An 18,900-nucleotide genomic window follows, 5' to 3' on the forward strand; every position below is an offset into this window, starting at 1 on the left:
CGTGAGCGTCACGCGGGTCGGACCAGCGACTTGACCAGGAGCTCGAACCGCAGGTCGTCCCGCTGCGGTATGCCGAAGCGCTCGTCGCCGTACGGGAACGGGGTCGTCTCTCCCGTACGGCGGTAGCCGCGGCGCTCGTACCAGGCGATGAGGTCCTCGCGCACGGAGATCACGGTCATGTGCATCTCGGTCACACCCCAGGTCTCGCGTGCCCGGTGCTCCGCCTCCGCGATGATCGTCTTGCCGAGTCCCCCGCCCTGGAGGGCCGGGCTGACGGCGAACATGCCGAAGTAGGCGTGCGCACCGCGGTGCTCCAGCTGGCAGCAGGCGACGAGCACGCCGTCGCGTTCGACCGTCAGCAGGCGGCTGTCCGGCGACTTGACGACCTCGAGCACGCCCTCGGGGTCCGTGCGCTGTCCCTGGAGGATGTCCGCCTCCGTGGTCCATCCGGCCCGGCTGGACTCGCCCCGGTACGCGGACTCCACGAGGGCGACGATCGCGTCCACGTCCGCGTCCGTCGCGTCGCGGTAGGTCAGTCGGCTGGCGGTGGTGTCCATGGAGGCTTCTCCGGTTCGTTCTCGGCGCGGCGTGGGCACCGATGAGCGTAGCGCCGCCCTTAGGCTCGGGGCGCATGGTGCATGTACTCAGCAGCCGCATCCTGATCCGCCCCACCGACCCCGAGCGCTCCCGCGCCTTCTACGGGGAACAGCTCGGCCTCGCCGTCCACCGCGAGTTCGGTACGGGTGACGAGCGGGGCACGGTCTACTTCCTCGGCGGCGGTTTCCTGGAGCTCTCCGGCCGCGCCGACACCCCGCTCTCGCCCTCGCTCAGGCTGTGGCTCCAGGTGGAGGACGCTGCGGCGGCCCACGACGAGCTGCGCGCCAAGGGCGTCGGGATCGTGCGGCCTCCGGTCCAGGAGCCGTGGGGGCTGGTCGAGATGTGGATCGAGGACCCGGACGGGACCCGGATCGTCCTGGTCGAGGTGCCCGCGGACCATCCGTTGCGCTACCGGCCCGGGATCTGAGCCGTCGGGGAGGATCGTGCCGGCTGGCCCGGGTCGCGAGCCGGCCTTAGCGTGCTGGTGGGGGACGGACGGGTCTGCGGTCGAGCGGAAGGACGCCCCACGCCATGAAGCTCCACGAACCGGTGACCGGCGGGCCCTGCTGGGCCGAACTGGGGACCAGCGACCTGGAAGCGGCCCAGCGGTTCTACGCCGGACTGTTCGGCTGGCACTTCGGGACGGAGGCCCGTGCGCAGGCGGGCGGCTGCACGATCGCCCGCCTCGACGGCGCGGCCGTCGCCGCCCTCGCCCCGCTGGACCGGCGGGGCCGGCCGGTCGCGTGGAACGTCTCGTTCGCCGTGCGCGACGCGGACGCCGCCGTACGGCAGGTGACGGCGGCGGGCGGGACGGTCGCGCAGGGCCCCGCCGACGTCCTCGACGCGGGTCGGTCCGTGGTGGCCGTCGACCCGACCGGGGCGGTGTTCCAGCTGTGGCAGGGGCGGTCCTTCCCGGGCGCGGGCCTGTTCAACGCGCCCGGTTCGCTGGGCTGGGTGGAGCTGCTGACCCGGGAACCCGGCCGGGCCGCCGACTTCTACACCACGGTGTTCGGCTGGACCGTGACCGCCTCCGACCGCTACCCGCAGTGGGGGATCGACGGCGCGGACTTCGGCGGGATGGTGACGATGGACGAGAAGTTCCCGCACGAGGTGCCGGCGCACTGGTTGCCGTACTTCGCGGTCGCGGACGTGGACACCGCCGCGGCCGACACGACGGACGCCGGCGGCACCGTACTCATGCTGCCCACCTCCCCGCCCGACGGCCCGCGCATCGCGGTGCTGCGGGATCCGCAGGGGGCGATGTTCGGCGTCTACCGGGCGGGCGACGAGCGCTGACGGCCACACGCGGGCCCCCGGGGGGGGCGCCCCGGACGGGACCCTGGGGTCACGGCCTCGGGCGGGACCGGAGCTGACGACCCCGGGCGGGGCCCGGGAGCGACCCCGCCGGTACGGCACCGGGTCGGTGAGGCCGCGAGTCGCACGTGGGGCGGGCGGTGATCGACCGGGGCGGGCCGGGTGTCACCGTCGCAGGGCGTCCAGGCGCCCCTCCAGCCGGCCCAGGAGTCCGCCGAGGAGCACCGCGAGTTCGTGCTGCTCGGCCCCGTCGACGCCGGAGAGCACGGCTGACTCGTAGGCGAGCTGCTCGGGCAGGATGCCGTCGACGAGGTCGCGTCCGGCGTCCGTGAGGCGGACGTGGGCCACCCGGCGGTCGCGGGTGTCGCCGCGCCGCTCCACCAGACCGTGCTCGGTGAGCTGCTTGAGGCGCTTGGTGACGGCCGCTCCCGAGGAGAAGGTCTCCCGGGCCAGGTCACCGGGGGTCAGCTCGTGCCCGGTGCGGCGCAGCGCCCCGAGCAGGTCGAACTCGGCGCGGCTGAGGCCGGCCCGGCGCAGCGGGGCGTCCTCGGCCTGCTGGAGGAGGGCCGCACAGCGGTTGATGCGGCCGATGATCTCCATCGGCCCGGTGTCGAGGTCGGGGTGGACGGCCCGCCACTGCCGTACGACCGCGGCGACGGTGTCCCCGCCCGGTCCGCCCCTCGCGTCGTCCCCGGCCGCCGAGCCCCCGTCGGTTGCGGTCATGGCCGTACGTCCTCCACTCTCGTGCCCGTTTCCCGGTCCGCACGCGCTGCCTGGTGTCGGACCGTTGCGGCGAGCGTACGGTGTCCGGACTGCTCGGCGAGCACGACCCTCTCCTGGGGCAGGGCGCGCCCCCACCATTCGCCGGCCGCCGCGTCGACGGTGGTCCGCAGGTCGGTCAGTGCGGCGGCCAGGCCCCGGCGGGCGGCTTCCAGGGCGCCGGGCGCGGGGTCCGGCCCGGCGAGGAGGCGGGCGGCGTGCTCGCGGGCGCGGTCGGCGGCGGTCACCGCCTGTCCGACGCGGCTCCCGGCGCGCCGGTCGGTGACGACGACGGCGGCCAGGAAACCGACGAGGGCACCGACGAGGGTGTCCACCACGCGCTCCGTGATCAGCTCACCGGGCGCCCGGTACCCGGTGAACTCGGTGATGAGCAGCGCCATCGGGGTGACGCAGACGCTGCCGAGCCAGTAGTTGCGGGTGATGAGCGCCTCGGCCCCGAAGTTGAGGGCGAGACAGAACAGGACCAGGAGCGCCTGCCCGAGGTGGGCCAGCGGGGCGATGGCGGCGAACACCAGCACCCCCGCGACGTTGCCGACCACGCGCTGGACCGCACGGCTCCACGTCAGGGTCAGGTTGGCCTGGTACAGCGCGGCGGCGGTGACCAGCGCCCAGTAGGGGCGGCCGATACCGAGCGCGAGGGAGGCGTAGCCGGCCAGGGCGCAGCCGAGGGCGGTGCGCAGGGCGATCGGCGTCAGCGGACCGAGCCGCTGCCGCAGGGACGCGGGACGGGCCGCGAGTTCGGCCTCCATGCCGAGGAGTTCCTCCACGGCCCCGGGGGCGTCGCCGGTGCGGGGGATGCGGCCGGTGCCGCGCAGGGCGCGGGCCCAGGTCCGCAGCCGCTCAGGGTCGGAGTCGGCGGGCGCGGCGAGCGCGACCTCGGCACGGACCACGAGGTGTTCCAGGGCGCGCCGGGTGGCGGCGCCCCTGCCGGTCGCGGGGAGGGAGAGCAGCGTCTGCCAGGCGGCCTGCACCGCGGCATATCCGGCGGCCCGGGCGGGACCGTGACCGTCGTCGCCGCCGCGGGTGTCGGCGTACGCGGCGGCCGCGTGCAGGGCCTGCGCGGTGGCCCGGCGTTCGGGGCCGTGCGGCCGGACGAGCGCGGGAGCCATGCCGACGATCCAGGCCCAGGCGCCCGCGGCGGCGCCCAGGGCCAGATGACCGGGGACCTGGCCGAGGGTCTGCGGGACGAAGAGGGCGGCGGAGCTGATGAAGGTCAGGACCACGTTGCCCGGCGGACCGAGGCGGGTGGCGTCGCACAGGGCCTTCTGCACGGCGGCCAGCAGGGCGCCGACGGTGACCAGCACGACGGCGTTGTGCGTGAGCGAGGCGGTGACCAGGGCGACGGTCACGCCGCCGAGCATGCCGAGCACCACCCCGGCCAGGGTGCGGGCCCGGGCGGCGTAGGGGCGGTTGTGGGCGTAGAGCGCGCACAGGGACCCCGCCATGGTGTACATCGCGAGGTCGAGCCGGCCGAGCGCCAGCAGGATCAGGTTGGGCGGAGCTACGGCGGCGACCGAACTGAGGGCGGGCTTGAACCAGATCTCGGAGGGGCGGCGCAGGCGCAGCACGCCCGCCAGGGACAGGCGTCGGCCGAGTGAGATGCCGGAGGTGGGGGTCGCACTGCTCATGACGAAAAGCTTAACAGGTGTTTTACCTGTAAATGAATGCTCGCTGTGTGAGCTGGGCCTCGGTCACCTGCGGCGATCCGCCACGCTCCCCCGAATACTCCCCGTGTACTTCCTTGCGCTCGCGTGTGCGCCGCGCGGCCCGGGCAGTCCTTGACCGACCGGCGAGCGTCGAACGGGGGAGGCACGCGTGCACGGACCGGCGTCGTCCGGATGGCTGCTGGTCGCGCTCTGCGCGGCGACCGGCGCCTACTGTCTGCTGCGCATGCGCAGCAGCGTCGAGGAGCAGCGCCGCGCGGCGGGCGGCGAGGCCCTCATGGGATTCGGCATGGCCGCCATGGCGGTGCCGGCGGCGGTCTTCACTCCGCCGCGGTGGGCGTGGCCCGTGTACGCGGTGGTGTTCGGGGCGGCCGGGCTGCGCGCCCTGTGGGCGGCCCGCTCCGGACGGCACCACCTGCACCATCTCGTCGGGGCCGCGGCCATGGTGCACATGGCGGTGGCGATGGCGGTCTCCCCCGCCCACGCCCATGGGCACGGCTCTTCCGGCGTTCCCGCACTGACCGGGCTGCTGCTTCTCTACTTCACCGGGTACGTGCTGCTGACCGGCGTGCGCCTGATACCGGTCGCCGCCGTGGCCGGAGGCGTTCCGACGGCCGGCGGTCCGCCGACGGGCGTTCCGGCGGGGGGCGTTCCGGGGAACGTTCCGGCGGCGGGGTGGGGCGATCGGCCGGAGCTGGCCCGGGCCTGCCGGCTCTCGATGGGGATCGCGATGCTCGCCATGCTGCTGACGATGTGACACCGGCGTGCGCGCGGCAGGCCCGCCGGCCCGGCGGACGGCCGTTGCCTGCGTCACTTTGCGCCGCGGACCGTACACCCGGCCCCCCGGCGCTCATAGGCTGCCCCCATGATTCTCCCCGCGGCACTGTTGCTGCTCGGCGCCCTGGCCGCCGTCCTGGCCCCCAGGCTGCTCGCGCGGGGCGACTGGCCGGACCGCGAACCGGTGGTCGCCCTGTGGGTGTGGCAGTGCGTCGTGGCGGCCGTGCTCCTGTGCTGCGCCCTGTCGATGACGCTCAGCGCGGCGGCGGCCTGGCACGCGGTGGGCGGGCACGTCTTCGCGACGGCTCCGGGCCCGGCGGTCGAGGCCTACGCGCTCGGTACGTCCGGCCCATGGGCGGACGCCACCGCTGTCACGCTCGCCTGCGGCGGGCTGTGGAGCGTCGCGATGCTGACCCGGGAGATCGTACGGGCCAGGGCCCGGCGTCGCCGCCGCCGGGCCGAACTGCTGCTGCGCGCTCCGCTGTTGCCCGGCGAGGCGCCCCGCTCGGAGCCGCTGGTCGTCTTGGAGGGCGAGCGGCCCGACGCCTGGTGGCTGCCCGGCACTCCCCCGCAGTTGGTCGTCACCACCGCCGCGTTGCGCCGCCTCAAGGGGCGGCAGCTGGACGCGGTCCTCGCCCACGAGAAGGGGCACGCGCAGGCGCGGCACGACTGGCTGCTGCACTGCTCGGCCGCGCTGGCGGACGGATTCCCGCAGGTCCCGGTGTTCGCGGCGTTCCGCGACGAGATGCACCGCCTGGTCGAACTCGCCGCCGACGACGTGGCCTCCCGGCGCTTCGGCCGGCTGACCACCGCCCTCGCCCTGGTCGAACTCAACGAGGACCGCGGTGTCTTCGGCCCCTGCCCGACCGCGCAGGCCCACGTCCCGCAGCGGGTGGACCGGCTGCTCACCCCGCCGAACCGGTTGACGGCGGCCCGGCGGCTGCGGCTGACCGCGGCGGCCGCGCTGGTGCCGGTCGTGCCGGTGCTGGTGGCGTTCGTCCCGGGACTGCGGGCGCTGGGGTAGGTCCCGCACCGCTCGCCCGTCCCGGGAATTGGCCCCGGAGCCCCCGAGTCCGCGAGTATCGCAGCATGCAGACGCCGCCCGTCGAATCCCCGCCCGGCCCCCCGCAGGCCCGCACCGCCCTCCTCGTGACGTGGGTACTCGCCCTGTGCTCCGCGCTGTTGCTCACCCTGGTCGCGGTCGAGTGGCACCCGCTGATCGCCATGGACGACGACATCGCCGGCACCACGCACCGCTGGGCGGTCGACGAGCCGGGCATCACACAGGCCATGCGCATCCTCACCGACTGGGTGTGGGACACGTGGACGATGAGGCTGCTGTGCGCGGTGGTCGTGCTGTGGCTGTGGTTGCGGCGCGAGGACCGGTGGACGGCCGTGTGGCTGGGGGCGACGTGTCTGCTGGGCAGCCTGCTCCAGCAGGCCCTGAAGGCGGCGGTGGACCGCCCGCGCCCGGTCTGGACCGATCCTGTGGACTCCGCGCACTACGCGGCCTTCCCCTCCGGCCACGCCATGACCGCCACCTTCGTGTGCGGCCTGCTGGTCTGGCTGGTCCATCACTACGGCGCCCCCCGGGGCGCGCGCCTGGCCGCCCTGGCCGTGGCGGTGGTCTCCGTCATCGGCGTCGGCGTGACCCGGGTGTGGCTCGGCGTCCACTGGGCCACGGACGTCGTCGGCGGCTGGCTCATGGGCGCCCTGGTCGTGGCCGTCGCGGTACTGGTCCACCGGCGCCGCCACCCCTGACCATGCCGGCTCAGGCCCCCACGGCCGTTGCGCGGACCGTCCCGGCCACGACGGCCACCGGGGCCGTACGAGCCGCACAGATCGACGCGCCGCACGGCACCGCCTGACAAGGGCTTGTCCGGCAGGCACGAAGCGAGCGGCCCCACCCGGGCACGTGAAGGAAGCCGCCCCTCGTCCAGACACGCGGAGCGAGCGATTTCGCCCAGCTCGGTGGAGGAGGAGGAGCGCCCTCTCGCCGGGCACGTAGCCCGAGGCAACCAGCAGGGCGGGCCGTCCGCCTCGGACGATCCCCCGTGTCGCCCGAGGCAGACGTAGCCGGACAGGGCCCACCGGGGCCCGTCCGCCTGCGCTGAGTATAGTTGGCTGGCAGCCAGTCAACGCAGGAGTACAGCATGTCCCCGCGCAGCGCCTCGGTCAATGAAGAGTTGCGTCGGCGTTCCCAGGAGCGGCTCCTGCAGGCCGCGGTGGAGCTGGTGGGCGAGCACGGGTACGACGCGACCACGCTCGGCGACATCGCCGACCGGGCCGGTGCGGCGCGCGGTCTGGTCTCGTACTACTTTCCCGGCAAGCGCCAGCTGGTGCAGTCCGCCGTGCACCGGCTGATGCACCGCACGCTGGAGGAGGCGCTGGAGCGCGAGCCGCGCACGGTCGAGGGGCCGGAGCGGATGGCCCGGGCCATCGACGCGATCCTGGGCCTCGCCCGGGACCGGCCGGTGCTCATGCGGCAGCACATGGCGGGCCTGCTCCAGGCCGAGGTGGGCTTCGTGCCGTGCCCGGAGCAGCGGCGGCTGGCCGAGCTGCTGCGGGACACGGTGGCACGGCACGGCTCCCGGGACGTCGACCGCGACTACCCGATGCTGCGTGCCCTGCTGATGGGCGCCGTCTTCGCCGCTCTGGTGCCGGGCGCGCCGATGCCCGTGCCGGTGCTGCGCGCCGAGTTGTTCGGACGCTATCGGCTGGCCTGGGAGCTGGGTGTCCCGCCGGACGCCGAGGCGCCCGGCGGGACGGGGTGCGAGACGGACCTGTCGCGCTTCTTCGCGACCGGCGGGTCCCGCCGGCCGGCCCGGACGGACCGGGCCGGCGGGACCGGACGGACGGCTCAGTCGAAGTAGTCCGGCTGCGTCTGCGTGTTCAGCTCGCGCAGGTGGACCCGCTTGGCCGGGTCGGTGCGCCGGTCACTGAGCTTCAGGACGTCGAAGCCCTTGGCGATGTCGTTCGAGTAGATGTAGCCGTTGTAGTAGTACGCCGACCAGGAACCACCCGTGGTGACACCGTCCGTGGTGAGCGGACCGCGCTCGAAGTAGGCGATCTCCTTGGGGCGCTTGGAGTCGGTGAAGTCCCAGACGGAGACGCCGCCCTGGTACCAGGCCTGGACCATGAGGTCGCGGCCCTTGACCGGGATCAGCGAGCCGTTGTGGGCGACGCAGTTCTCGGTGTCCGCCTGGTGACGGGGGATCTTGAAGTAGCTGCGGAAGACCAGTTCGCGGTGGTCTCCCCGGCCGACGATGTCGTAGATGCCGTCGGCGCCGCGGTTCGGGCCGATCTCCGCGTTGCAGGTGGCGGCGCCGCCGCCGCCCAGCTCGTCGGTGAAGACGATCTTGTTCGCCTTCTGGTTGAAGGTAGCCGAGTGCCAGAACGCGAAGTTGACGTTGTCCTGGACGCGGTCGATCACCTTCGGGCGCTCGGGGTCCTTGATGGAGAACAGGATGCCGTCGCCCATGCAGGCGCCCGCCGCCAGGTCCTCGGAGGGCAGCACGGTGATGTCGTGGCAGCCGGTGGTCTTGGACACGCCCGGGTTGGTGGGCCCGCCCGGGTTGCCGCCGCCGTCGGGGCCCTCGCCCGGGAACAGCACGGGGAAGCCCACGAGGGCCGCACGCTCGGGCGCCTTGCGCGGCACCTTGATGACCGAGATGCCGTCGTGCGGCGGCTGGCAGTCCGGGTACGCGGCGTTCGGCGAGTACGAGGAGACGTACACGTAGACGTTCTTGCGCTCGGGCACCAGGGTGTGGGTGTGCGAGCCGCAGGCCGTCTCGACGGCGGCGACGTACTTCGGGTTCCGCTTGTCGCTGATGTCGAAGACCTTCATGCCCTCCCAGGAGGACTTCTCGGTCGCCGGCTGCGTGGTGCTGTTGCAACTGCTGTCGCTGCGCGAGGAGTCGGTCGACAGGAACAGCAGGTCTCCGGAGACGGAGATGTCGTTCTGGGAGCCCGGGCAGAGCACCTGGGCGACGGTCTTCGGCTTCTTCGGGTTGCTGATGTCGAAGATGCGGAAGCCGTCGTAGTTGCCGGCGAACGCGTACCGGCCCTGGAAGGCCAGGTCCGAGTTGGTGCCGGGCAGCGCGTCCTTGGGGATGTTGGCCAGGTGCTCGATGTTGTCCGAGTGGACGATCTCGTCCTGACCGGGTATCTCGCCGCTCTCGATCGCCTCGCGGACCTCGGCGCGCGCGCTCTTGGACACCTCCTTTGAGGCAGCCGGCCCGTCACCCGGGTCGGGGGTCGCCATCGCCGGGCCGGCCGTCAGCAGCGCGGACAGGAGACCGGCGGCGGCCGCCGCAACTCCCAGACGTCTGCGCCGCGTTCGCGGGTCATTGAACAGGGTCACTGTTTCCTCCCTACGTCCGTTCCCTTCGGAACGGTTCACGCACCCCGCAGTATCGTCTTCACCATGCACATATCAACAGGGGGCAACAAACTCGCAATGAAGTTTTTTGATCAGTGACGCGCGGAACCGTGCTAAGACGGTCACGGCACTCACGAGGTGTTCCGCTTTCCTCCCCCGCCGGGGGCCCAGCCACAGGAGGACGTTGTGCCCTTCCGTTCCGCGTCGACCCGCGCGTCGCTCGTCACGGCCTCACTGACCGCACTGGCCGTGCTCGGCCTTGGGGCCTGCGACTCCGGTTCGGACACCGGGTCGGCGGCCTCGTCCGGCCCCTCGGTGATCGCCCCCGGCAAGCCGGGCGAGGCCAACCGGACGCTCTCCGCGCAGGACGCCGAGGAGCAGCGCGCCGACGACGACTCCCCCAACTCGGCGGACGTCTCGTACGCCCGGATGATGATCCAGCACCACACACAGGCCCTGGAGATGACCGAACTCGTGCCGGAGCGCGCCCAGTCCGGCCAGGTCCGCAAGCTCGCCGACCGGATCTCCGCGGCCCAGGGACCGGAGATCACGGCGATGCAGGGCTGGCTGAAGACGCACGGCGAGAAGGAGACGGACGGCGGGCACGACCACGCCGCGATGCCCGGCATGGCGAGCGAGGCCCAGCTCGAGAAGTTGCGCGCGGCGAGGGGGAAGGCCTTCGACCAGCTCTTCCTCAAGCTGATGATCACTCACCACGAAGGGGCGATCACCATGGCCACGGACGTGAAGTCGCAGGGCAACAACGTCCAGGTCGAGGAGATGGCGGACGACGTGGTCGCCCAGCAGACGAGCGAGATCTCGCGGATGCGCGGGATGCTCTGACGCTGTCGGCCACGCCTCAGCGACGGGCGCGGCGCGGCGCCAGGAAGCCCTCGTCGCGCGCCTGCCCGATCAGCCGGAGCGACCTCCGCCGGCTGTGCCCCGTCGCGCACATCACCGCGAGCACGGGATCGGCGCCCTTCGCGCGGGCCGCCCGATACTCCTGAGCGACCAGCCGGCGCCCCTCCCTGCCCCGCGGCCATGTGGGACGGGCCCGCCGGCCGGCGGCCCGGGCGGACGCCGGCAGGCACGCCTCGAAGAGCGGGCTCTCCAGCCACTCGGCGAGTGCCGCCAGGTCGTCGAGGGACAGGGGCGGTTCGGCCCGCACGTCCTCCACCAGCACGCCCTGGCCGGAGAGCACGGCGAGCGCCTCCACCCGGGCGCCGTCGGTGAACGTCAGCCGGACGTCGAACCAGGAGGTCGTGTCGCCGCCCTCGCGCACCACCCAGGTCTGCCGCACGGACATCGCCCCGTCGTCCGGACAGCGGTCGGAAAGCTGAAGAGAACGATCAACGAAGGATGCTTCGAGCACACACGCAACGTAACCGCATGATCACATTCCATACGAACAGAACACGCACGGAACACCTGCCGTTCACCGGGCGCAGCACCCTGTCAGCGGAGCGGCCGCGGTGGGATGCTGGAAGAGCCCCAGCGACCTCCGCCCTTCCGCCCAGGGCAAGGAGTTCCGCCGTGCTGCGTGTCGCCGTCGTCGGCTCGGGACCGAGCGGGTGCTACACCGCCCAAAACCTCGTGCAGCTCGACCACGAGGTGCGCGTCGACGTCCTGGACCGCCTGCCCTGCCCGTACGGGCTGGTGCGGTACGGGGTGGCGCCGGACCACGAGAGGATCAAGTCCCTGCAGGGCGCCCTGTGCACGGTCCTGGAGGACGAACGGGTGCGGTTCCTCGGCGGGGTCACGGTCGGCCCGGGTGGCCTTGCGACCGCTCGGCTGCGGGAGCTCTACCACGCGGTCGTGTACTGCGTGGGCGCCGCGGCCGACCGACGGCTGGGCATTCCCGGCGAGGACCTGCCGGGCAGCTGGCCGGCGACCGAGTTCGTGGCCTGGTACAGCGCGCACCCGGACGCCGTGGACGGCGGCTTCCTGCGCGGGGCGCGGGCCGCGGTGGTGATCGGGGTGGGCAATGTCGCCGTCGACGTGGCGCGCATGCTGGTCCGCGGCGTGGCCGAGTTGAGCGGCACCGACATGCCGCAGGCGGCGCTCGACACCCTCGCCGCCGGGCGGGTGGCCGACGTGCACGTGGTGGGCCGCCGGGGTCCCTCGCAGGCCCGTTTCAGCACCAAGGAGTTGCGTGAGCTGGGCGCGCTGCCGGACACGGCCGTCCTCGTGGACCCGGCGGAGCTGGAGCTCGACCCGGCCTTCCGGGATCCTTCGGGTCTGCCCGGTCCGCTGCGCCGCAACGTCGAGGTGCTGCGCGCCTGGGCCGGGCACCCGCCGCGCGACGCGGCCCGCCGGATCCGCCCGCGCTTCTTCCTGCGCCCGGTGGAGCTGACGGCGGACGGCGCGGGCCACGTGGGCGCCGTGCGCTTCGAGCGGACGGCACCGGACGGGCGCGGCGGCGTGACGGGCACCGGACGGTACGAGGAGATCGAGACCCAGCTGGTCCTGCGCTCGGTGGGCTACCGCGGGGTGGCGCTGGAGGGGCTGCCGTTCGACGCGGCGAGCGGCACGGTGCCGCATCGGGCGGGGCGCGTCCTGCGGGCGGGCACCGTCGCCCCCGGTGAGTACGTGGCCGGGTGGATCAAGCGGGGCCCCACCGGCGTCATCGGCACCAACCGCCCCTGCGCCAAGGAGACCGTCAGGTCGCTGCTGGCGGACGCCGGCGCGCTCGCGGAGCGGGAGGTACCCGCCGACCCCCTCGGCATGCTGCGCGCCGAGGGCGTCGACCCGGTCGAGTGGGCCGGGTGGCGTGCCATCGAGCGGGCCGAGGCGGAACTCGGAGCCTCCCTGGGGCGCCGCGTGGCGAAGCTGCCCGACTGGGAGTCGCTGCTGGCGGCGGCGCGTACCGCCACGGGCTGAACAGCTGCGGCCGACCGGGCGTCAGCCGGCGCCGAGGCGGGCGGCCTGGCGGGCGGCGGCGGCGAGGAGGGCGTCGAGCAGCCCGGGGAACAGCGCGTCCAGGTCGTCCCTGCGCAGGCCGTTCATCTTGGCCGTACCCCGGTAGACCTGCCGGATCACCCCGCTCTCCCGCAGCACCCGGAAGTGATGCGTGGTGGTGGACTTGGTCACCGGCAGGTCGAAGTACGAGCAGGAGAACAGCTCCGCGCTGTCGGCGGCGAGGGTGCGCACGATCCGCATCCGCACCGGATCGGAGAGCGCGTGCAGCACGCCCTCCAGCCTGATCTCGTCCCGCGCCGGGTGCGGCAGGTCGCGGGTGCCGGCGGCGGTGGCGGCGGGGGTCACGGCGGCTCCAGTCGTCCGGGAGGGCCCACCGTCCAGGAGGGGCCTCCGTCGGGAACCTCCATTGTACGAAGGACGCCGTAGTTTGACACTCACCGTACTACGAGGGCTATCGTACGAAGCGTCCCGCCCCGCCTCGTCCTGGGAGCAGCCCTCCATGAGCGCCCTTTTCCAGCCTCTCCAGCTGCGCGGCACCACGATCCCCAACCGGGTCTGGATGCCGCCGATGTGCCAGTACTCCGCCGCCCCCCAGGGCCCGGCGGCCGGGGTGCCCGGCGACTGGCACTTCGCGCACTACGGCGCACGCGCGGTCGGCGGCACCGGCCTGATCGTCGTCGAGGCCACCGGCGTCGCACCGGAGGGCCGCATCTCCCCGCAGGACCTCGGCCTGTGGAACGACACCCAGGTCGAGGCCTTCCGCCGGATCACCGCCTTCCTCCGGGACCGGGGCACGGTGCCCGCGGTCCAGCTGGCCCACGCCGGCCGCAAGGCGTCGACCGCGCAGCCGTGGAAGGGCGGTGCCCCGGTGGGCCCGGACGCCTACGGCTGGCAGCCGGTGGCCCCGAGCGCGCTCGCGTTCGACGAGCGGCACCCGGTGCCGACCGAGCTGACGGTCGCGCAGATCCAGGAGCTGGTCGGCCGGTTCGCCGACGCGGCCCGCCGGGCCCTCGCCGCCGGCTTCGAGATCGCCGAGATCCACGGCGCCCACGGCTACCTGATCCACGAGTTCCTGTCCCCGTACTCCAACCACCGAACCGACGCGTACGGCGGGTCGTACGAGAACCGCACGCGGTTCGCCCTGGAGGTCGTCGACGCCGTTCGGGAGGTGTGGCCCGACGACAAGCCGCTGTTCTTCCGCGTCTCGGCGACCGACTGGCTGGAGGAGGGCGGCTGGACGCCCGAGGACACCGTGCGCTTCGCCGGCGACCTCCAGGCGCACGGCGTCGACCTCCTCGACGTCTCCACCGGCGGCAACGCCCCGCGCGTCCGCATCCCGACCGGGCCCGGCTACCAGGTGCCGTTCGCCGCGCGGGTGAAGTCCGGGACCACCCTGCCGGTCGCCGCCGTCGGACTGATCACCGACGCCGGACAGGCCGAGAAGATCCTCGCCAACGGCGAGGCCGACGCGGTCCTGCTGGGGCGCGAGCTGCTGCGCAACCCTTCCTGGGCCCAGCACGCGGCACGGGAGCTGGGCGACGAGGTCCGGATGCCGGACCAGTACGGCTGGGGCATGTGACGGGGCGCGACCGGTGCACGGGATGGGATCTTCGCGGGAAGCGTTGACTAGAAAGCGCTTGCCCTCTACGGTCCGTTCATCAGCATGACCGCCGCGGACGCTGCCGACCCGCACCAGCAGCGTGGGTTGTGCGGCGTCCGCGCGGTCATGGACAGCATCATGCACGGCGTTCACCTACATGTTCCGTTCCAGCCCCCACTCCCTCCGGAAGGGACCAGAACATGACCACTGCGACACGGCTCCGCACCCACGGGCGCGCGGCGACCGGCGCGCTGGCCGCCCTCGGCCTCTCGGTTGGCATGCTCATGTCATTCGGGAGCATCGGCGCGCATGCCGCGACCTGGCCGACCCCCAACGGCAGCGAGGGCGTCTCCTCCACCATCGCGGTGTCCGGCACCAAGGACTACGGGATGAAGCGCCTCTACGGCACCGGCGACCTCGGCTCCGGCGGCCAGGACGAGGACCAGGGACCGATCCTGGAGCTGGCACCCGGCGCCGTCCTCAAGAACGTGATCATCGGCGCCCCCGCCGCGGACGGCGTCCACTGCAAGGGCAGCTGCACCCTGCAGAACGTCTGGTGGGAGGACGTCGGCGAGGACGCGGCGACCTTCCGCGGCTCCTCCTCGTCGAACGTCTACACCGTCTCCGGCGGCGGCGCCAAGGAAGCCAGCGACAAGGTGTTCCAGTTCAACGGCGCCGGGACGCTGAACGTGTCCAACTTCGCCGTCAAGAACTTCGGCACCTTCATCCGCTCCTGCGGCAACTGCTCGACGCAGTACAAGCGCACGATCAACCTCAACACCATCGAGGTGAGCTGGAAGGGCAGCCGGATCGCCGGCATCAACACCAACTACGGCGACAGCGCGACCCTGCGCAACATCACGATCGTCGGCGACAGCAGCAAGAAGATCGTCCCGTGCCAGAAGTACATCGGCAACGACGACGGGGACGAGCCGGACTCGAACGGCTCGGGCCCCGACGGCACGCACTGCAAGTACGCGTCGTCCGACATCACGTACAAGTGAGCCGCGGGTGACGCGCGGGTGATCCCGCCCCGTCAGGTCCGGGTGCCCCGCGTCCGGACCTGACGGGCCTGTTCCCGCTGGTAGTCCGTGTAGGCGTCCCGCAGGGCCGCGCCCGGCCAGTGGTCCGGGAGGAGTTCCGGGGGCAGGACCGGGTCCGCGAGCAGATGGCGCACGACGGCCGCGAAGGCGGTGAGGCGGTCGGCCGGGCTCCCGGCCCGGTCCACCCGGGCGAGCAGCGCCCCCGCTGTCGCGGACCAGTCCGCCAGCGGCCAGAGCCTCGCGGCCAGTTCGCGGGACGGCCGGCCGGGGCGCGCGTCGAGGCGCTCGGCCACCCGGTCGAGCCCGGCGGGCAGCGGGCGGCACAGATTGGCGGGGCGCAGCCAGACGCCCTCGCGCAGTTCGGCGAGGCGCAACGCGGTCAGCCGGGCCCTCAGGTCGGCGCGCTCGCCGGGCTCGCGCCCGGTGGCGGTGACCACGAGCGTCTCCCAGTCGCCCTCCCACGCGCGCGTACGCGGGTGCACCGCCTCGTCCTGGCGCCGCTGGCGCTCCAGCAGCCGCTCGCTGAGGCGGTAACCGCCGTCCGTGCGCCGCAGGTCCCCGGCGGCGGCCATCCGGCTGAGCGCCGCGCGCACGGTGGACCCGCCGATCCCGAACCCCTCCACCAGGCGCACCAGCTCCCGGACCGGCAACTCGGGGGGATGGGTGCCGAGCAGCAGGCTGAGGACGACCGAGCGCGCGGACAGCGGGCGCAGCGCGAGATCGCCCGGGGGTGCCGGATCGTTCATCCGGTCCCTCCGTTCGAGCACGAGTCGTCCGTCCACATGGAGACGTACTGTACGTGCGGCCATCGTGTTGCACGATTGCTGCGACCGTAGCGTGAGTGCAACACTCGGGTGCATGACGACACGCGCGCAGGAGCCGTACGAGGAGTCCGCCGGCCGTCCGGAGGGGCACGCCACGCACGACGTCACCAATCAGCCCCCTCCCCTGGCTCCCTACGACGCCTTCGACGACGCGGCCCTGCGGGAGGGCCTGCGGCGGGAGGGCGCCGGGTGGGCCGAGGAGGAGCTGCGGCGGCTGGGTTCGCGGGCCGGGAGCGTGGCGGCGCAGGAGTGGGGCGACCTGGCCAACCACCATGAACCCGTGCTGCGCACCCACGACCGGTACGGCAACCGGATCGACGAGGTCGAGTACCACCCGAGCTGGCACCACCTGATGCGCGTGGCGGTCGGCGAGGGGCTGGCGGGAGCGCCCTGGGCCGACGACCGCCCGGGCGCCCATGTGGCGCGTACGGCGGGTGGGCTGGTGTGGGGGCACACGGAGGCCGGCCACGGCTGTCCGACGTCCATGACCTACGCGGCCGTCCCGGCGCTGCGCGCCCAGCCGGATCTCGCGAAGGTCTACGAACCCCTGCTGACCAGCCGGGAGTACGAGCCCGGGCTGCGGACGCCCACGGAGAAGCGGGGCCTGCTCGCCGGGATGGGGATGACCGAGAAGCAGGGCGGTTCGGACGTCCGCACCAACACCACGGCGGCCACCGCGACCGCCGAGCCCGGCGTGTACACGCTGCGCGGGCACAAGTGGTTCACGTCGGCGCCGATGTGCGACGTCTTCCTGGTCCTGGCCCAGGCGCCCGGGGGCCTGTCCTGCTTCCTGGTGCCGCGGGTGCTGCCCGACGGCAGCCGCAACACGTTCCGCATCCAGCGGCTGAAGGACAAGCTCGGCAACCGCTCCAACGCCTCGTCGGAACCCGAGTTCGACGGAACGGTCGCCTGGCTGGTCGGGCCCGAGGGACAGGGTGTCAAGACGATCATCGAGATGGTCAACTGCACCCGGCTGGACTGCGTGATGTCCTCGGCGACGCTGATGCGCAAGACACTCGTCGAGGCCGGTCACCACGTACGGCACCGCAGCGCCTTCGGCGCCCGGCTGGTCGACCAGCCGCTCATGCGCAACGTCCTGGCCGACCTGGCGCTGGAGTCGGAGGCCGCGACCACGCTCACCCTGCGGCTGGCGGGCGCGGCGGACCGGGCGGCGCGCGGCGACGCCGGGGAGGCGGCGTTCCGGCGGATCGCCACCGCCGTCGGCAAGTACTGGGTGACCAAGCGGGGCCCGGCGTTCACCGCGGAGGCCCTGGAGTGTCTGGGCGGCAACGGTTACGTGGAGGAGTCGGGCATGCCCCGCCACTACCGCGAGGCGCCCCTGCTGTCGATCTGGGAGGGCTCGGGGAACGTCAACGCCCTCGACGTGCTGCGGGCGCTCGGCCGCTCCCCCGCCACCGCGCACGCGCTCTTCGGCGAACTCGCCCTCGCGCGCGGGGCGGACGGCCGCCTGGACGCGGCCGTGGCGCGGCTGGAGTCGGGGCTGGCCGAGGCGTCCGAGAGCGGTGCCCGCCGCCTGGTGGAGCTGATGGCGCTCACCCTCCAGGCCTCCCTCCTGGTCCGGCACGCCCCGGCCGCCGTCGCCGACGCCTTCTGCGCGAGCCGGCTCGGTGGCGACTGGGGGCACTCCTTCGGCACGCTGCCGGCCGGGGCGGACCTCGACGGCGTCCTGGCGCGGGCGCTGCCCGGCGAGGGCTGAGCACGCGCGCCGGACCCCGCCTCGGACCCGACGCCACCGCCCCGACCTGCGACGACGTTCCGTGCAGAGGTGACTGTCAGTGCCTGGGTGCAGACTGGCCCGTGTCCGAGACAAAGGCGTCGACGACGCCGCGGAGGTGATCGGCATGACCGAGGTACTGCTCGCCGTGGGCACCCGCAAGGGCCTGTTCATCGGGCGCCGGCAAGGTGGCACCTGGCAGTTCGACGAAAGTCCCTACTTCAACGCGCAGGCCGTGTACTCGGTCGCCCTGGACACCCGCGGCGACACCCCACGGCTGCTGGCCGGCGGCGACAGCGCGCACTGGGGTCCGTCCGTGTTCCACTCGGACGACCTGGGCCGCACCTGGACCGAACCGGCGCGGCCGGCCGTGAAGTTCCCCAAGGAGACCGGCGCCTCGCTGGAGCGCGTGTGGCAGCTGCACCCGGCCGCCGCCGAGCCGGACGTCGTCTACGCGGGCACGGAGCCGGCCGCGCTCTACCGCTCCGAGGACCGCGGCGAGAGCTTCGAGCTGGTCCGTCCCCTGTGGGAGCACCCCACGCGGTCCCAGTGGGTACCGGGCGGCGGCGGCGAAGGGCTGCACACCGTGCTCACCGACCGGCGGGACCCGAAGTCGGTGACGGTCGCCGTCTCGACCGCGGGCGTGTTCCGCACGGTGGACGGCGGTGAGAGCTGGACACCGTCCAACTCCGGTGTCTCCGCGGTCTTCCTGCCCGACCCCGACCCGGAGTTCGGCCAGTGCGTGCACAAGGTCGCACGGGACGCGGCGACGCCGGACCGGCTCTACCTGCAGAACCACTGGGGCGTGTACCGCAGCGACGACGCGGGCGCGCGGTGGACGGACATCGGCGAGGGGCTGCCGTCGACGTTCGGCTTCGCGGTGGCCGCCCACCCGCACCGCGGTGACACGGCCTACGTCTTCCCGATCAACGCCGACGCGGACCGGGTCCCGGCGGACCGCCGCTGCCGGGTCTTCCGCACATCGGACGCGGGCAAGAGCTGGGAGCCGCTCTCAGCGGGGCTGCCGCAGGAGGACCACTACGGCACGGTGTTGCGGGACGCGCTGTGCACCGACGACGCGGACCGGGCGGGCGTCTACTTCGGCAACCGCAACGGCGAGGTGTTCGCCTCCCCCGACGACGGGGACAGCTGGGAGCAGTTGGCCTCCCACCTGCCGGACGTGCTGTGCGTGCGCGCGGCGGTCGTGGGGTGATCCGGACCGGGGGGACCGGCCTCGGCCACGGGTTGATCGACGTCACCCGTACG

The 18,900-nt window shown here is 73.4% G+C and carries 19 protein-coding genes; 12 read left to right on the top strand and 7 right to left on the bottom strand.

The genetic code is table 11. The features are described 5' to 3' along the window. Window positions 1-8: 8 nt before the first annotated feature. On the bottom strand, window positions 9-557 hold the full coding sequence (locus ACZ6EG_RS24815) for a GNAT family N-acetyltransferase (protein WP_391969294.1): 549 nt from the start codon (window positions 555-557) through the stop codon (window positions 9-11). A 74-nt stretch (window positions 558-631) separates the two neighbouring features. Here ACZ6EG_RS24815 and ACZ6EG_RS24820 point away from each other — a divergent pair, with 74 nt between their 5' ends. Then, on the top strand, window positions 632-1,024 hold the full coding sequence (locus ACZ6EG_RS24820) for a VOC family protein (protein WP_356606683.1): 393 nt from the start codon (window positions 632-634) through the stop codon (window positions 1,022-1,024). Window positions 1,025-1,128: 104 nt separating this feature from the next. Beyond that, the gene (locus tag ACZ6EG_RS24825; protein ID WP_469607665.1) at window positions 1,129-1,893 is read left to right on the top strand and encodes a VOC family protein; all 765 of its coding nucleotides are present in this window, start codon (window positions 1,129-1,131) and stop codon (window positions 1,891-1,893) included. Window positions 1,894-2,076: 183 nt separating this feature from the next. Here ACZ6EG_RS24825 and ACZ6EG_RS24830 read toward each other — a convergent pair whose 3' ends face one another. Together ACZ6EG_RS24830 and ACZ6EG_RS24835 are read right to left on the bottom strand one after the other, a co-directional pair. After that, window positions 2,077-2,634, bottom strand: a complete 558-nt coding sequence (locus tag ACZ6EG_RS24830) for a MarR family winged helix-turn-helix transcriptional regulator (protein WP_384691294.1) — start codon at window positions 2,632-2,634, stop codon at window positions 2,077-2,079. Next, a complete protein-coding gene (locus ACZ6EG_RS24835) occupies window positions 2,631-4,319 on the bottom strand; it encodes an FUSC family protein (RefSeq protein ID WP_469607669.1) in 1,689 nt (562 codons plus the stop codon). The genes ACZ6EG_RS24830 and ACZ6EG_RS24835 overlap by 4 nt, the downstream gene beginning before the upstream one ends. Window positions 4,320-4,506: 187 nt before the next feature. Between ACZ6EG_RS24835 and ACZ6EG_RS24840 the strand changes: the two genes are divergently transcribed. The 4 genes from ACZ6EG_RS24840 (at window position 4,507) to ACZ6EG_RS24855 (ending at window position 8,005) form a co-directional block, all read left to right on the top strand. Further along, a complete protein-coding gene (locus ACZ6EG_RS24840) occupies window positions 4,507-5,112 on the top strand; it encodes a DUF5134 domain-containing protein (protein ID WP_391969297.1) in 606 nt (201 codons plus the stop codon). Window positions 5,113-5,220: 108 nt separating this feature from the next. Beyond that, window positions 5,221-6,156 (top strand): M56 family metallopeptidase, encoded by a 936-nt coding sequence (locus ACZ6EG_RS24845; RefSeq protein WP_469607672.1) that lies wholly within the window; start codon window positions 5,221-5,223, stop codon window positions 6,154-6,156. A 65-nt stretch (window positions 6,157-6,221) separates the two neighbouring features. Continuing rightward, window positions 6,222-6,893, top strand: coding sequence for a phosphatase PAP2 family protein (locus tag ACZ6EG_RS24850; protein WP_391969299.1), 672 nt, complete (start codon window positions 6,222-6,224; stop codon window positions 6,891-6,893). Window positions 6,894-7,285: 392 nt separating this feature from the next. Continuing rightward, window positions 7,286-8,005, top strand: coding sequence for a TetR/AcrR family transcriptional regulator (locus tag ACZ6EG_RS24855; RefSeq protein ID WP_391969300.1), 720 nt, complete (start codon window positions 7,286-7,288; stop codon window positions 8,003-8,005). Here ACZ6EG_RS24855 and ACZ6EG_RS24860 read toward each other — a convergent pair. Beyond that, entirely contained in the window at window positions 7,993-9,495 is a 1,503-nt protein-coding gene (locus ACZ6EG_RS24860; RefSeq protein WP_391969301.1) for an LVIVD repeat-containing protein, read from the bottom strand. The two genes, ACZ6EG_RS24855 and ACZ6EG_RS24860, sit on opposite strands and share 13 nt — an antisense overlap. 204 nt (window positions 9,496-9,699) lie before the next feature. Here ACZ6EG_RS24860 and ACZ6EG_RS24865 point away from each other — a divergent pair, with 204 nt between their 5' ends. Continuing rightward, a complete protein-coding gene (locus tag ACZ6EG_RS24865) occupies window positions 9,700-10,356 on the top strand; it encodes a DUF305 domain-containing protein (protein WP_469607677.1) in 657 nt (218 codons plus the stop codon). 16 nt (window positions 10,357-10,372) lie between these two features. Here ACZ6EG_RS24865 and ACZ6EG_RS24870 read toward each other — a convergent pair whose 3' ends face one another. Further along, the gene (locus ACZ6EG_RS24870) at window positions 10,373-10,819 is read right to left on the bottom strand and encodes a DUF6214 family protein (RefSeq protein WP_391969303.1); all 447 of its coding nucleotides are present in this window, start codon (window positions 10,817-10,819) and stop codon (window positions 10,373-10,375) included. 227 nt (window positions 10,820-11,046) lie between these two features. Between ACZ6EG_RS24870 and ACZ6EG_RS24875 the strand changes: the two genes are divergently transcribed. Next, entirely contained in the window at window positions 11,047-12,393 is a 1,347-nt protein-coding gene (locus tag ACZ6EG_RS24875) for an FAD-dependent oxidoreductase (protein ID WP_469607681.1), read from the top strand. Window positions 12,394-12,414: 21 nt separating this feature from the next. Here ACZ6EG_RS24875 and ACZ6EG_RS24880 read toward each other — a convergent pair whose 3' ends face one another. Beyond that, window positions 12,415-12,777, bottom strand: coding sequence for an ArsR/SmtB family transcription factor (locus ACZ6EG_RS24880; protein ID WP_391969305.1), 363 nt, complete (start codon window positions 12,775-12,777; stop codon window positions 12,415-12,417). A gap of 154 nt (window positions 12,778-12,931) precedes the next feature. On the opposite strand from ACZ6EG_RS24880, the gene ACZ6EG_RS24885 reads away from it, so the two are divergent. Together ACZ6EG_RS24885 and ACZ6EG_RS24890 are read left to right on the top strand one after the other, a co-directional pair. After that, window positions 12,932-14,011, top strand: coding sequence for an NADH:flavin oxidoreductase/NADH oxidase (locus ACZ6EG_RS24885; protein WP_391969306.1), 1,080 nt, complete (start codon window positions 12,932-12,934; stop codon window positions 14,009-14,011). 221 nt (window positions 14,012-14,232) lie between these two features. Continuing rightward, the gene (locus tag ACZ6EG_RS24890) at window positions 14,233-15,036 is read left to right on the top strand and encodes a pectate lyase (RefSeq protein WP_469607686.1); all 804 of its coding nucleotides are present in this window, start codon (window positions 14,233-14,235) and stop codon (window positions 15,034-15,036) included. Window positions 15,037-15,068: 32 nt separating this feature from the next. On the opposite strand, the gene ACZ6EG_RS24895 is transcribed toward ACZ6EG_RS24890, so the two are convergent. Beyond that, on the bottom strand, window positions 15,069-15,821 hold the full coding sequence (locus tag ACZ6EG_RS24895) for a PaaX family transcriptional regulator C-terminal domain-containing protein (RefSeq protein WP_469607689.1): 753 nt from the start codon (window positions 15,819-15,821) through the stop codon (window positions 15,069-15,071). Between the two features lie 112 nt (window positions 15,822-15,933). On the opposite strand from ACZ6EG_RS24895, the gene ACZ6EG_RS24900 reads away from it, so the two are divergent. After that, entirely contained in the window at window positions 15,934-17,616 is a 1,683-nt protein-coding gene (locus ACZ6EG_RS24900; protein ID WP_469607694.1) for an acyl-CoA dehydrogenase family protein, read from the top strand. A gap of 79 nt (window positions 17,617-17,695) precedes the next feature. Then, window positions 17,696-18,847 carry a WD40/YVTN/BNR-like repeat-containing protein gene (locus tag ACZ6EG_RS24905; protein ID WP_391969310.1) on the top strand — a complete coding sequence of 384 codons (1,152 nt, stop codon included), beginning with the start codon at window positions 17,696-17,698 and terminating at the stop codon, window positions 18,845-18,847. Window positions 18,848-18,900 lie beyond the last annotated feature (53 nt).

It is taken from the genome of Streptomyces sp. NPDC041968 (assembly GCF_055589025.1).

Bases quoted from the DNA above. Each gene is read 5' to 3' on its own strand.
- ACZ6EG_RS24815 (WP_391969294.1), bottom strand. From the start codon at position 557: ATGGACACCACCGCCAGCCGACTGACCTACCGCGACGCGACGGACGCG.
- ACZ6EG_RS24820 (WP_356606683.1), top strand. From the start codon at position 632: ATGGTGCATGTACTCAGCAGCCGCATCCTGATCCGCCCCACCGACCCC.
- ACZ6EG_RS24825 (WP_469607665.1), top strand. From the start codon at position 1,129: ATGAAGCTCCACGAACCGGTGACCGGCGGGCCCTGCTGGGCCGAACTG.
- ACZ6EG_RS24830 (WP_384691294.1), bottom strand. From the start codon at position 2,634: ATGACCGCAACCGACGGGGGCTCGGCGGCCGGGGACGACGCGAGGGGC.
- ACZ6EG_RS24835 (WP_469607669.1), bottom strand. From the start codon at position 4,319: ATGAGCAGTGCGACCCCCACCTCCGGCATCTCACTCGGCCGACGCCTG.
- ACZ6EG_RS24845 (WP_469607672.1), top strand. From the start codon at position 5,221: ATGATTCTCCCCGCGGCACTGTTGCTGCTCGGCGCCCTGGCCGCCGTC.
- ACZ6EG_RS24850 (WP_391969299.1), top strand. From the start codon at position 6,222: ATGCAGACGCCGCCCGTCGAATCCCCGCCCGGCCCCCCGCAGGCCCGC.
- ACZ6EG_RS24855 (WP_391969300.1), top strand. From the start codon at position 7,286: ATGTCCCCGCGCAGCGCCTCGGTCAATGAAGAGTTGCGTCGGCGTTCC.
- ACZ6EG_RS24870 (WP_391969303.1), bottom strand. From the start codon at position 10,819: ATGTCCGTGCGGCAGACCTGGGTGGTGCGCGAGGGCGGCGACACGACC.
- ACZ6EG_RS24885 (WP_391969306.1), top strand. From the start codon at position 12,932: ATGAGCGCCCTTTTCCAGCCTCTCCAGCTGCGCGGCACCACGATCCCC.
- ACZ6EG_RS24890 (WP_469607686.1), top strand. From the start codon at position 14,233: ATGACCACTGCGACACGGCTCCGCACCCACGGGCGCGCGGCGACCGGC.
- ACZ6EG_RS24895 (WP_469607689.1), bottom strand. From the start codon at position 15,821: ATGAACGATCCGGCACCCCCGGGCGATCTCGCGCTGCGCCCGCTGTCC.
- ACZ6EG_RS24900 (WP_469607694.1), top strand. From the start codon at position 15,934: ATGACGACACGCGCGCAGGAGCCGTACGAGGAGTCCGCCGGCCGTCCG.